Source organism: Phocaeicola sartorii JCM 17136 = DSM 21941, from assembly GCF_054653615.1.
Genome location: NZ_BAAIFW010000005.1, coordinates 849,016 through 862,031, shown reverse-complemented (window position 1 = coordinate 862,031; position 13,016 = coordinate 849,016). Strand labels below are relative to the sequence as shown.

The 13,016-nt window shown below is 46.1% G+C and carries 10 protein-coding genes; 4 read left to right on the top strand and 6 right to left on the bottom strand.

The genetic code is table 11. The features are described from left to right. Positions 1 to 20: 20 nt before the first annotated feature. From ACYQ0C_RS03745 to ACYQ0C_RS03730, 4 genes are all read right to left on the bottom strand, one after another. Positions 21 to 3,137, bottom strand: a complete 3,117-nt coding sequence (locus tag ACYQ0C_RS03745; RefSeq protein WP_016278327.1) for an efflux RND transporter permease subunit — start codon at positions 3,135 to 3,137, stop codon at positions 21 to 23. Between the two features lie 18 nt (positions 3,138 to 3,155). After that, positions 3,156 to 4,277 (bottom strand): efflux RND transporter periplasmic adaptor subunit, encoded by a 1,122-nt coding sequence (locus ACYQ0C_RS03740; protein WP_016278326.1) that lies wholly within the window; start codon positions 4,275 to 4,277, stop codon positions 3,156 to 3,158. Positions 4,278 to 4,343: 66 nt separating this feature from the next. Beyond that, entirely contained in the window at positions 4,344 to 5,741 is a 1,398-nt protein-coding gene (locus tag ACYQ0C_RS03735; RefSeq protein ID WP_016278325.1) for an efflux transporter outer membrane subunit, read from the bottom strand. A gap of 131 nt (positions 5,742 to 5,872) precedes the next feature. Then, the gene (locus ACYQ0C_RS03730) at positions 5,873 to 6,415 is read right to left on the bottom strand and encodes a hypothetical protein (RefSeq protein ID WP_016278324.1); all 543 of its coding nucleotides are present in this window, start codon (positions 6,413 to 6,415) and stop codon (positions 5,873 to 5,875) included. Between the two features lie 206 nt (positions 6,416 to 6,621). Here ACYQ0C_RS03730 and ACYQ0C_RS03725 point away from each other — a divergent pair, with 206 nt between their 5' ends. The 4 genes from ACYQ0C_RS03725 (at position 6,622) to ACYQ0C_RS03710 (ending at position 11,269) form a co-directional block, all read left to right on the top strand. Then, entirely contained in the window at positions 6,622 to 7,515 is an 894-nt protein-coding gene (locus ACYQ0C_RS03725) for an electron transfer flavoprotein subunit beta/FixA family protein (protein WP_016278323.1), read from the top strand. A 5-nt stretch (positions 7,516 to 7,520) separates the two neighbouring features. After that, entirely contained in the window at positions 7,521 to 8,540 is a 1,020-nt protein-coding gene (locus ACYQ0C_RS03720) for an electron transfer flavoprotein subunit alpha/FixB family protein (protein WP_016278322.1), read from the top strand. Further along, on the top strand, positions 8,540 to 10,246 hold the full coding sequence (locus tag ACYQ0C_RS03715; RefSeq protein WP_016278321.1) for an acyl-CoA dehydrogenase family protein: 1,707 nt from the start codon (positions 8,540 to 8,542) through the stop codon (positions 10,244 to 10,246). The genes ACYQ0C_RS03720 and ACYQ0C_RS03715 overlap by 1 nt, the downstream gene beginning before the upstream one ends. Positions 10,247 to 10,660: 414 nt before the next feature. Continuing rightward, on the top strand, positions 10,661 to 11,269 hold the full coding sequence (locus ACYQ0C_RS03710) for a histidine decarboxylase, pyruvoyl type (RefSeq protein WP_016278320.1): 609 nt from the start codon (positions 10,661 to 10,663) through the stop codon (positions 11,267 to 11,269). Positions 11,270 to 11,349: 80 nt separating this feature from the next. Here the strand turns inward: ACYQ0C_RS03710 and ACYQ0C_RS03705 are convergent, their stop codons facing one another. Together ACYQ0C_RS03705 and ACYQ0C_RS03700 are read right to left on the bottom strand one after the other, a co-directional pair. Continuing rightward, on the bottom strand, positions 11,350 to 11,760 hold the full coding sequence (locus ACYQ0C_RS03705) for a PaaI family thioesterase (protein WP_025018161.1): 411 nt from the start codon (positions 11,758 to 11,760) through the stop codon (positions 11,350 to 11,352). 27 nt (positions 11,761 to 11,787) lie between these two features. Then, complete coding sequence (locus ACYQ0C_RS03700) at positions 11,788 to 12,876, bottom strand: DUF2027 domain-containing protein (protein ID WP_016278318.1); 1,089 nt, start codon at positions 12,874 to 12,876, stop codon at positions 11,788 to 11,790. Positions 12,877 to 13,016: the final 140 nt, after the last annotated feature.

Genomic DNA, 13,016 nt, shown 5'->3' with positions numbered 1-13,016 from the left:
TCTGTGGTGAAACCCAACAATTATTTTTTCTTTGTCAGCCATTTCTCCTGGATACGCTGCATCACCTCATACCAGTTAGGAATATAGATCGTAGCAAAAATCGTATTCACCGCCATACCGAATACCACTGCCGCTCCCAATGCCACACGGCTACCGGCACCGGCGCCTGTGGCAAACAACAACGGCATCACCCCCAGCACGAAAGTAAATGAGGTCATCAGAATAGGGCGCAAGCGAACATGTCCCGCCTCGTATGCCGCTTCACGGATAGAATTGCCGGCTTTACGATAATCACGGGCGAACTCCACAATTAAAATACCATTCTTCGCAGACAAGGCTATCAGCAGGATAATACCGATCTGTGTATAAATGCTCACCGGAACACCCATCACCCAGCAGCCCAGCATCGCACCCAAGATAGCAACCGGCAGGCCCATCACAGCAGCCACCGGACTGGTCCAGCTTTCATACTGTGCCGCCAACACCAGATAAGCCACCAGCAATGCCATAATCAGAATAATGGTAGTGGTATTACCTGCCTGAGTTTCCTGATAAGCAACAGAAGTCCATTCATATCCGAACTCACCACCCAGCTGATTTTTTATCAAACTCCCCACAGCCTCTATCGCCTGCCCGGAACTGCTCCCTTCAGCCGGAGTAATAGTGATAGAAGCAGCCGAGTACATATTATACCGGTTTATCTGATCCATTCCCAGCTTATGCTCTATCTGCGTAAAACTGCTGAAAGGCACCATCTCCCCCTTCGAATTGACCACACTCAGTTTCAACACATCATCGATCACTTTTTGGGCTTGTTCGCCAGCCTCCAATTTCACTTGGTAGATACGGCCGAATTCCACAAAATCATTTACATACGCCTGCCCCATGTAATACCCTAATGTAGAGAAAACCTGATTCAACTGCAAACCCATCAACTGCACTTTATCCCGGTCTATATTCAGGAAATACTGAGGCACATCCGCCTGATACATACTGCTCATGGAAGCGACAGCCGGCTCATTATGATAACTAGCCAATAAAGCCTCAACCGTCTTTTGCAGTTCTTCCGAGCCCAAAGACTTACGGTCCTCCAGCTCGAGTTGCAAACCACCTGTATTGCCCATGCCCGGAATAGCGGGAGGAATAATACCAAAGACTTGAGCTTCCTGTATCATGGCGTATGCCTGTCCATTAAAACGGTTAACCACCGCTTGAGCGGTATGCTCCTTACCTGCACGCTCTTTCCAATTCTTCAGCACCACAAAATAGGTGGCCGCATTAGGCAACTGACCGCCTCCCATAATACTGAATCCGTTTACGCCCAAATAAGTCTTCACTTCGGGATAGTCTGACAAAATAGCATCAATCTGCTTACCTACCATTTGCGTACGCTCCAAAGAAGAAGCGGCCGGAAGCTGGATGGCAATCATAAAATATCCGTCATCTTCTTCGGGAATGAAGGTACTGGGCCATTTTACAAACATCAGAATAGCAATGACTGATATTATGATATAAGAACCGATAGCAATGACCGGACGTGCCAACAACCACTTTACCGAAGCGTCATAAATCCGCTGCATCCAGTCATTCATACTATCAAACCAACGGAACAAACGCGCCTTATGCGCCGGAGTGGGACGGAGCAACAAAGCGCAGACCGCCGGAGTCAATGTCAATGAATTGAAGCCACTTATGACTGTAGAAGCCGCAATAGTCAATGCAAACTGTTTATAAAGCTGCCCGGAAATTCCACTAATCAGCGTAGTAGGGATAAACACAGCAAGCAGTACCAGCACCACTCCGACAATAGGTCCGGTAATCTCTCCCATCGCCTGCCCGGTAACCTCCCGGGCGTCCAGCTTCCCTTCATCCAGAATACGGGTGGCATTTTCGGTCACCACAATGGCATCATCCACTACAATGGCTATAGCCAATATCAAGCCGAACAGTGTCAAGGTATTGATAGAAAAGCCTAAAACGGCCATTACCGCCAGTGTTCCGATAAGGGAGACAGGGATAGTAAGACAGGGGATAAGAACCGCCCGCCAGCTTTGCAGGAAGAAAAAGATAACCAGCACCACCAGAATGATCGCCTCCACAAAGGTCTTCATCACTTCATCAATGGAATCATGAACCACATCCGTTGTATCCAATGTCACATTATACCTCACCCCTGCCGGAAATGTTTCAGCCAATTCCGCCATACGTGCACGAACTCCCCGGGACACATCCAATGAGTTACTCCCCGGCAACTGATAGACGGCAATGCCTGCCGTAGGCTGTCCCTTCAATCTGGAAACAACTCCATACTCGGCACTTCCCAACTCAATTTTGGCAACATCCCTCAGACGGAGCACCTTCCCCTGATCTTCCACTCTCAATATGATGTCTCCAAACTCTTCAGGAGTAGAAAGACGTCCTTTCACATTCAACGTATATTGAAAGTCATTATTGGCCGAACTACCGACAGGCTGCCCCACATAACCGGCTGAGACCTCCATATTCTGACTTTGAATAGCAGCGTACACCTGTTGCGGAGTAATATGGCGGATACGCATTGTTTCAGGATTCAACCATACACGCATGGAGTAATCACCGGCTCCCATGACATTCACCGCTCCCACTCCCGGCACACGGGTCAACTGGTCTACCAGATTCAGGTTGGCAAAGTTGGTCAGGTAAAGACCATCATAAATACTGTCACCACTCAGTGTAAGCATCATCACAATATTGGAGGACTGCTTCTGCACCGTCACTCCCTGCACCTTCACTGCTTCGGGCAAAGAATTCAACGCTACGCTGACCCGGTTTTGTACCATCACAGTCGCCATATCGATATCGGTCCCTACTTCGAAAGTCACGGTCAGCGAATAAGCGCCCGATGCGGAGGAATTGGAGCTCATATACAACATTCCGTCCACACCGTTCACTTGCTGTTCAATGGGGATACCGACAGTTTGTGCTACAGTTTCAGCATTGGCCCCCGGATATACCGCACTGACTTGCACGGTAGGCGGCGTAATATCGGGGTATTGCGCCACGGGCAATATGTTTAGGGTTACAAGTCCGGCCACCACGAATAACAAAGCCAGTACCGTGGCAAATATAGGCCGTTCTATGAAAAATTTTGAAAACATGTGGTTAGTGGTTAATGGTTAGTGATTAGTAATTAATGGGGTCACTTTCATGCCTTGGCGCACTTTCAGCAATGCTTTGGTGACATAACGTTCGGACGGTGACAAACCACTTTTGACAATACGCATATTATTATCCGCCAATTGACCGACCTCGATATGCCGGTAATTCACGATATCACTGTCATTCAGCACATACAAATATTTACCCAACTGGTCTGTTCCGATCGAGGCGTCATTAACCAACACCGCATTCCGCGCTTCACCGTATGGCAATGTGACACTGACAAACAATCCGGGACGGAGCAGCCCGTCCGGGTTATCCAATTCCGCACGCAGGCGGAGAGTACCTGTAGTCAACGTCACATCAGGAGAAAGATAATCGAGCTTGGCTTTCCATGTCTGCTCCCCGTCAGTCCCCAAACGCAAGGTTACAAAATGAGTTTCCGCAGGAATCTTACTGGCAGTCTCCCGGGTCAGTTCGTATGTCAGATATTGGTTATCTGCAATATTAAAATAGGAATACATGCGGTCGTCCTTATAAACAGTAGCCAATTTAACCGGTTGCAAAGCACCACCGATGTATGCCCCGACCGAATAAGCCGACATATCAACCACTCCGTCACAAGGAGCTTTGACATAGCAATAACTCAAGTTGGTACGCGCAGTTCTCAAAGCAGCTTCGGCATTACTTACGGCAGCCTCACAAGCAGTGACATGGCTCTCCGCCTGCAAATATTGTATGCGGCTCACGGCATCACTTTTTATCGCTTCTTTCATACGCTGATAACTGCTGACAGCATATTCCAGATTAGCTTTGGCCGTTTTTAATTCAGCTTCCGCTTGTTTCACTGAATTTTCATACAGTGTCGGTTCTATAACGAACAATACCTGTCCCTGACGTACCCGGGAACCAGGTGCGAAATTCTTGGATTGTAAGGTTCCATTGACCCGTCCCACCAAATCCACCGTGGATTCCGCTTCCAGATAACCGGGGTAATCTTTGGTCAGCGTCACATTTTCCACCAAAGGTTTCGCTACATCTACAGGCAATGCCTGCATTCCTGCCTGAGAAGGTTTATTTTTATCGCAGGCGGTCAATACACATACCGTCCATGCGAAAGTTATCATTATTTTTTTCATATCTTGGGTTAGGTTTATATTATTTCTATCGTTCATGAAGGTCACCAACAGCTTTTCCGTCACAGCCTACCATCCTCCACCCAATGCCTGATACATCTGAATCAGACAAAGCAATGAATACCCCTGTGCCTGCACCAATGAATTCTCGTAGGACAGTAACGAACGCTGTGCATCCAATACATTTTGGAAAGGACTCAGCCCCTGTTTGTATAAGTCCAATGAAAGTTTGAATGCCTCTTTCCCCTGATTCAGCATCTCACGACATGCCACAATCTGTTTGATGGAATTCTTATAACTACTCATGGCATTATCCACCTCCTGCACCGCTGTAAGAACCGTAGTATTAAACTGATTGATGGTCTCATCCAGTTGTGCACGTTGCAAACGTACATTATTCGCACGCTGGCCACCATCAAAAATCGTCCAGCTCATAGAAGGAGCGATGCTCCATGTCATACTGCGACGTTTAGTAAAGTCTTTCATATCATGTGAAGCATAGCCAAAGGAACCGTTCAGAAAAAATGAGGGAAGCCAATCGGTCTTGGAAGCTCCCAACAGGGCTGCTTGTGCATTGACTTGACGTTCGGCAACTCGTACATCGGGACGTCGTAAGAGTAATTGTCCGGGAAGACCGATCCCTACCGGTTCTATATAATCGGGTAACGGCTTTCCTGTTTCCAGTGCAGCCGTCACATCCTGAGGATAAAGCCCGAGCAATACAGCCAACGCATTCATATATTGAATAATACCGGATTCTGTAGCAGGAATAGAAGCCAATGTACTATAATAAACCGATTTAGCCTGAGCCACATCCAGTTTGGAAGCCAATCCGGTATTATAACGCACTTCAGTTATATCTACCACCGCCTTTTGAGATAAAGCATTGCGCTGTAATACACTGAGTTCCTGTTGGGCCTCACGCAAATTAAAATAGGCCGACGCCACTTCTGCACAAAGACTTACCATCGTCGCATTGTACTCTTCACGACTTGCCGCAAAATTTTCTTTCTGCGCTTTCACCCGTTGGCGGATGGAACCGAACACATCCACCTGCCAGCTCATATTAACCGTTGCATCATAATACCCCACTCTGGATTGAGGCTGTCCCGTAGTGGTATTACCACTAGTCTGTTGGCGGTTCCACCCGGCATCCAATGACAAAGCCGGATAATAGCTTCCTCTGGCTATCCTCAGATTCGCTTTCGCCATATCTATACGGTTCAAGGCAGTAAGGACAGACGGATTCTGCCTGACAGCCACATGAATCAATGAATCCAGTGTGGCATCCTGAAATACAGTCCACCAATGGTCATCCACCGGAAGCAGTTGTTGAAACATCGCATCCTCTTCCTGCCAATGTTCCGGCAAAGGTACATTCAATAATTTTTCGGCCCGCTGCTGGGCATTCAGTGCCAAAGGAATGATTAAAAGGAGCCATACTCCCCATCTACGTATTTTCCTCATAAGTTTATCACATTAAAAAACATTAGGAAAACACATGAAGCAACGTTTTGTTTAACCCTTTGACTTTCAAAAACAAGACAGCCTCTCCTTCTGAGAAGAAAAGGCTGCACCATAAAATATGAAAAGAGAAGTTATTTACCAAACATATTATTTATTAATGACATAGAACCGGTCAGCATACTTCCCAATACATCCTGATTGAATGCTATGGAATAGTTTCCGGGAGATAACTGTATATCCATTTGTACGATACCGTTTTTGCCGGTTTTCTTCAATTCTTTAGCCTTTATATTATAATAGGCAAAACGGCGGAAACTTTGATACACATCACTCATCTCCACATCTACATGCTGCAATACGGAAGCGCCGCCTGCTACCGTAGGCAGCTCTAATGTCTTTCCATTATCCAACGTCAAGACACACTTACTGTCATTAGGAATTTCCACCTCATGCCCCGACCCGATAGTAACAGCCAACGAATAACGTATGGTACTTTTATACTGAAATCCAGCGAGTGCCACATATACGTCCATGTTATTGGAAACACCCAGATTCATGCCCTCGCATACCACTGTACGCACGCCGGTCTGGTTGGTTTCATCATAAATTACTTTTTGCGCCATAGCCCCCATACTCAGAAGCAACAAGGCGAATAAAAACAATACTTTCTTCATAATTCCTTTTTTATTTATTTTAAATCATAACAAACAAAACGCTATAAGTATCCACTAATTGTGCCGAAAGTTACAAATAAAACAACAAAATCATTGCGCAAACAGCATAACTTTGTGCATATTTTCTTCTCATATCCTTTTGTCACTCAAATTGTTTAAGTAAATTTGCCACCGGAATATTACTAATACCAAATATATTAAAGTATATGAGTTTAAAAATTGTAGTACTGGCAAAACAAGTTCCCGACACACGTAATGTGGGGAAAGATGCCATGAACGCTGACGGTACCATCAACCGTGCGGCACTTCCGGCCATCTTCAATCCGGAAGACCTGAACGCCTTGGAACAGGCACTCAGACTGAAAGACACACATCCCGGCTCTACGGTAACCATCCTGACCATGGGCCCCGGACGCGCTGCCGAAATTATTCGTGAAGGTTTATACAGAGGAGCAGACAATGGATATTTATTGACTGACCGTGCTTTTGCCGGCGCTGACACGTTGGCCACTTCATACGCCATCGCTACGGCTATCCGCAAAATAGGCGAATATGACCTGATAATCGGCGGACGCCAAGCTATCGACGGCGATACCGCACAGGTAGGCCCGCAGGTAGCAGAAAAGTTGGGATTGAGCCAGATCACTTACACCGAAGAAATTCTGAACGTGGACGAAAATGCCCGTCGCATCACCGTAAAACGCCACATTGACGGCGGAGTGGAAACAGTGGAAGGCCCGCTGCCCATTGTACTGACGGTAAACGGAAGTGCAGCTCCCTGCCGTCCGCGTAATGCCAAATTGTTACAGAAATACAAACGCGCTTTGGGCGCACAGGAAAAAGCAGCCATCACCAAAGAAGGTGCTGCACTTCCCTACGCTGAACTATATGAAAAATTCCCTTACCTGAATATCACTGAATGGAGTGTGGCCGATGTAGAAGGAGACACCAAGCAGTGCGGTCTGTCGGGTTCTCCCACCAAAGTGAAGAAGATTGAAAACATCATCTTCCAGGCAAAAGAAAGCAAGACCATGACAGGAAGCGACCAGGATGTGGAAGGATTGATTGTAGAACTGTTAGCTAACCATACAATAGGATAACGATTATGAATAATGTATTTGTATATTGCGAGATTGAAGGCACGACAGTGGCCGATGTGAGTCTCGAACTTTTAACCAAAGGTCGTAAATTAGCTAATCAGTTAGGCTGCCAGCTTGAGGCAATCGCTGCCGGAACCGGCCTTGCAGGAATTGAAAAACAAGTATTGCCCTACGGAGTAGACAAACTGCACGTATTCGATGCTCCGGGCCTGTTCCCCTATACTTCATTGCCTCACACTTCTATTTTGGTGAATCTGTTCAAAGAGGAAAAACCGCAAATCTGCCTGATGGGCGCTACCGTTATCGGCCGCGACCTAGGGCCGCGTGTATCTTCCGCCTTGACCAGCGGACTGACTGCCGACTGTACCCAGTTGGAAATCGGTGCTCACGAAGACAAAAAGAACGGTATCACTTATGAAAACCTGTTGTATCAGATTCGCCCCGCCTTCGGTGGTAACATCGTTGCAACGATCGTCAATCCCGAACATCGTCCGCAGATGGCGACCGTTCGTGAAGGCGTGATGAAAAAAGAGATTCTGGACGAAAATTATAAGGGTGAAGTGGTGAACCACGATGTAGCCAAGTTTGTTCCTGAGACAGACTATGTAGTGAAAGTCATCGACCGCCATGTAGAAAAAGCCAAACATAATCTGAAAGGTGCACCTATCGTGATTGCCGGAGGCTATGGCATGGGTTCTAAAGAAGGTTTCGACAAACTGTTTGAACTGGCCAAAGAACTTCACGCCGAAGTGGGAGCCAGCCGTGCGGCTGTTGATGCAGGTTATGCGGACCATGACCGCCAGATTGGCCAGACCGGTGTGACCGTCCGCCCCAAACTGTATATCGCTTGCGGTATCTCCGGACAAATCCAGCACATCGCAGGTATGCAGGACGCAGGTATTATCATCTCTGTGAACAGTGACCCGAACGCTCCGATCAACACCATTGCCGACTATGTGATTAACGGCACTGTGGAAGAAGTCGTTCCAAAATTGATTAAATACTATAAAAAGAACAGTAAGTAATGGCAAACTTTTATACCGATATACCGGAACTCAAGTATCACTTGAACAATCCGATGATGGAGCGCATCTGCCAACTGAAAGAGCGCGACTATAGAGACAAAGACGAGTTCGACTATGCACCGCAGGATTATGCCGATGCCATGGACTCTTACGATAAGATTCTGGAAATCACCGGTGAAATCACAGGTGAAACCATCGCTCCCAATGCCGAAGGCGTGGACGAAGAAGGCCCTCACTGCGGAAACGGACGTGTGGAATATGCTTCAGGGACCAAGCAGAACCTGGATGCGATGGTCAAAGCCGGACTGAACGGCATGACCATGCCCCGTCGTTTCGGCGGTTTGAACTTCCCCATCACTCCGTATACCATGTGCGCGGAAATTGTTGCTGCCGCCGATGCAGGCTTCGGAAACATCTGGTCTTTACAGGACTGTATCGAAACACTGTATGAATTCGGAAACGAAGACCAGCACAGCCGTTTCATTCCCCGTATTTGTGCCGGAGAAACCATGTCTATGGACTTGACCGAACCCGATGCCGGCTCCGACCTTCAGTCTGTGATGCTGAAAGCTACTTTCGATGAAGCCAACAACTGCTGGCGCCTGAACGGTGTGAAACGTTTCATCACTAATGGTGACGCCAACCTCCACTTGGTATTGGCACGTAGCGAAGAAGGAACCAAAGACGGACGTGGCTTGTCTATGTTTATCTATGACAAAAACGAAGGAGGTGTGGATGTACGCCGTATCGAGAACAAACTGGGTATCCACGGCTCTCCTACCTGCGAACTGGTTTACAAGAATGCAAAAGCCGAACTTTGCGGTGACCGTAAACTCGGTTTGATAAAATACGTAATGGCATTGATGAACGGCGCTCGTCTGGGTATCGCTGCCCAGTCAGTAGGTTTATCACAAGCTGCTTACAACGAAGGACTGGCATACGCCAAAGAGCGTAAGCAGTTCGGAAAAGCCATCATCGATTTTCCGGCAGTATATGACATGCTGGCTATCATGAAAGCCAAACTGGATGCAGGCCGTGCATTGCTTTACCAAACTTCACGCTATGTGGATATTTACAAAGCATTGGACGATATTGCCCGCGAACGTAAACTGACTCCTGAAGAACGTCAGGAACAGAAGACGTACGCCAAATTGGCTGACAGTTTCACTCCGTTGTCTAAAGGAATGAACTCTGAATATGCCAACCAGAATGCATACGATTGTATCCAGATTCACGGTGGTTCAGGTTTCATGATGGAATATGCTTGCCAGCGCATCTATCGCGACGCACGCATCACCAGCATTTACGAAGGTACCACCCAGCTACAGACTGTAGCCGCTATCCGTTATGTAACCAACGGTTCTTATATCGCAACCTTGCGTAATTACGAAGCTATTCCTTGCAGTGAAGAAATGCAACCGCTGATGGACCGTGTGAAAGAAATGGCCAACAAATTTGACGCATGCACCAATGCGGTAAAAGAAGCCCAGAATCAAGAGTTGCTTGATTTCGTAGCACGCCGTCTTTATGAAATGGCTGCCGTATGTATCATGTCACATCTCCTTATCCAAGATGCGACAAAAGCACCTGAGTTGTTCGCCAAGTCAGCCCATGTATATGTAAACTATGCTGAAGCTGAAATAGAAAAGCATTTCAATTTCATCCGTAAATTTAAAGCAGATGATTTAGCTGACTATCGTTTGTAAACTCCATTCCATAAAAAAGCGTTCTATTCTTCACGGAGTAGAACGTTTTTTTTATAAGATTTTCTTATAAACACAATCAAAAAAAAACGCCCGTTTCGCAACGAGCGTTTTCCTTATAAACAAAGCCTTATCCGACCTTATTTACTAACAAACTTATTATTAACGTATTTATAAAACGACCCTTTTATCCAGACTGACCAACAATCCGGGTGCCTTTCTACTTTTCTATCTTGATTCTCAGAGTTTTTCTTTTTCCAGTAGTAAAGTTAAGGCTTTATCATCATGTGAACAAGAGTAATCGACCAATCCCCTTATTTCATCTATTAACACCCGTTTTTGTTCCTTATCAAACTATCACGAACTTTTCTTTTCACCCAATGTTATGAGGGAAACTTATTAAAAAAACCTTGACTTATGAAAGAATTAGAATTAACCAGTAACGCCGCTTTGACGGATGCGGTATATGAAACCGCCCTGAACGGCTCATTTCTAGAAGTTAAACTTGTAGCAGGTTCCGTAGGGGATGACGAACCCCGAGGAATGCAACCGGAATATGAATGTTATCATATCAGTTATCCGGGGAAAAAAGACACCGTTCTGTTTGAACAACCTTTGGATGCCGCCGATGACAAAGTAGCCGTATACGATTTAGGAGAGAAAATTCAATCCGTAGAAGGCTGTTGCCACAAAACGCTGACAAAAGGCGAAAGCCGCACGGCCACAGCACGTAAAGTAGTTGCTCACGGACCTATGTGGATTTATGTCGCCATTGCTGTCGGTATGGATCAAGCAGGTACCGAATCACCTTTTATGATCGTCCAAGGAGCAGGCTCTTACGGTTCTGAGGATACAACCGAGGACGAAATGATAGGTTATGCTAACGGACGTATTCATGAAATGACAGCTTTGCTTGTCCGCCGTGCACATTTGGAAAAACTACATCTGGCAAGTATCCGCGCAGGCTACAAATATTTGTTCGTAGAACCGGGAAGAATAGGAAAAGCTAAAGTCAAAGAAGGATAAGACAACCATTGCCTTCACTGATAACTATCATTAAAAAAGCCTGTTGCCTTTTTTGACAACAGGCTTTTATCTATTATGAATTATTCTAATGCATCTACCGGCAAATCAGACTCTTTACGATACCCCGATGAAGTAAAAACAGCTATCAGTTCCCCCTGTTCGTCTGTTATCTTTACTTCGACAAAAGGAATACGGTGATGATTAAACACCTCAACAGCCTCAGCGTACACGTAACCCAACTTAGCGGGACGGAGAAAAGTAATATTGGCATTTACTGAAAGTGTAAGTTTCTTACGGCTGTTCGCCACAGCGGCAAAAGCCAGATCGGCCAATGTAAACAAGGCACCGCCTTGACATACTCCTCCCCCATTCAGATGCCGGTCGGTCACCTCCATACGCGCATGGGCATAGCCCGGCTTTATCTCAAGAAGCTCCACTCCCGCACAAGTAGCAAAACGATCCGATTTCAAAAATTCTTTTAATGTTGCCATACCACCCTCCATATGAATGAGAAAGTCTTAATGAACAATCACCATGGTAGCCCCGAAACCATATTCACGAAACGAAGCATCCTGACTTTCATAGTTTTTATATTTATACTTCAACTCCTGCAAGATAGATTTGCGTAACACGCCATCTCCCTTACCATGAATAAAGACAATTTTCTGCCCCTTCTTGTTCTTATATTCCTCCAAGGTCTTACGAAAGACATCCAATTGGTAATTCAATATCTCGCTGTTACTCATACCGGCAGTCGTATCCAGTAACTCATGGGCATGAAGATCTATTTCCAATATATCATTTTTTATTACTTTCGTCCGGGAAGGCTTTGAAACGCGCGGTTCCGGTTCATGCTTCTGCAACAATGCGTCCTTTATATCCTCTGCCGACACAAACACCTGTTTCACCGGAACATCATCCTTCACGATATCATAAATAAGCGATGGCTCCTCGAAGAAAATACTCTCACGGAAAGTATGCAGTTTATAAAACTTCACGGTATCTATGCGCAATTCCACAGAGACAGCAGGCTTGAACAAAAAGCTCTTGTTATCCTTAAAAGCGACAAACTGCACAGCCACCCGTTCCAATTCATTCAAAACGCTTTTATCGAACTCCTCGATATAAAATTTCGTATTCGGCTCCACCGTGCCATGGCTACGTACCCGCCAGTTGCTTCCTTCGGCAGTAAGATAAGTAAAGTACAAAGTGAAATTACTGTCATTGATAAGATAAGCATCAAAGGCTGTCGCGGAAATGGCCTTGAGATCCTGCGGCACAAAAGCCAGCATCACATTCAGTATATCTCCCCCCTTCCGCTCGGCCGGGCGATAAGTGACAGGGCGTTCGTCTTCCTCTTCATCCGGACGCACCTTGACTGACACTCCTTTTGCCTTCGCACCAGCAATCTCCTGTTTAGGAGCCGGGGCAACAGGTTTACGCTTCATGTTATAATCATCCGTATCAATCACCACGCATTCTTTGACGGGCATCGGAATATCAAAGCCATCGGCATCTTCTACCAACACCATATTTTTTCCTTTAAATCCGGTCACAATACCGCCCCCTACCTCACTAAGGAAACGGACTTTATCTCCTATTTTCATACTCTTTTCTTTTTTAGTTAGCGCAAATATCGGTACAATTGTTCGAATTTACAAAGATTTGCCCAGATATACTGTAGGCGGCTTTCAAATTAACCGAACTCAAACTGGTGCATATTGAAATAAAACAACAGCCAGTCATC

Bases quoted from the DNA above. Each gene is read 5' to 3' on its own strand.
- ACYQ0C_RS03745 (WP_016278327.1), bottom strand. From the start codon at position 3,137: ATGTTTTCAAAATTTTTCATAGAACGGCCTATATTTGCCACGGTACTG.
- ACYQ0C_RS03705 (WP_025018161.1), bottom strand. From the start codon at position 11,760: ATGGCAACATTAAAAGAATTTTTGAAATCGGATCGTTTTGCTACTTGT.
- ACYQ0C_RS03715 (WP_016278321.1), top strand. From the start codon at position 8,540: ATGGCAAACTTTTATACCGATATACCGGAACTCAAGTATCACTTGAAC.
- ACYQ0C_RS03720 (WP_016278322.1), top strand. From the start codon at position 7,521: ATGAATAATGTATTTGTATATTGCGAGATTGAAGGCACGACAGTGGCC.
- ACYQ0C_RS03725 (WP_016278323.1), top strand. From the start codon at position 6,622: ATGAGTTTAAAAATTGTAGTACTGGCAAAACAAGTTCCCGACACACGT.
- ACYQ0C_RS03710 (WP_016278320.1), top strand. From the start codon at position 10,661: ATGAAAGAATTAGAATTAACCAGTAACGCCGCTTTGACGGATGCGGTA.
- ACYQ0C_RS03735 (WP_016278325.1), bottom strand. From the start codon at position 5,741: ATGAGGAAAATACGTAGATGGGGAGTATGGCTCCTTTTAATCATTCCT.
- ACYQ0C_RS03730 (WP_016278324.1), bottom strand. From the start codon at position 6,415: ATGAAGAAAGTATTGTTTTTATTCGCCTTGTTGCTTCTGAGTATGGGG.
- ACYQ0C_RS03700 (WP_016278318.1), bottom strand. From the start codon at position 12,876: ATGAAAATAGGAGATAAAGTCCGTTTCCTTAGTGAGGTAGGGGGCGGT.
- ACYQ0C_RS03740 (WP_016278326.1), bottom strand. From the start codon at position 4,277: ATGAAAAAAATAATGATAACTTTCGCATGGACGGTATGTGTATTGACC.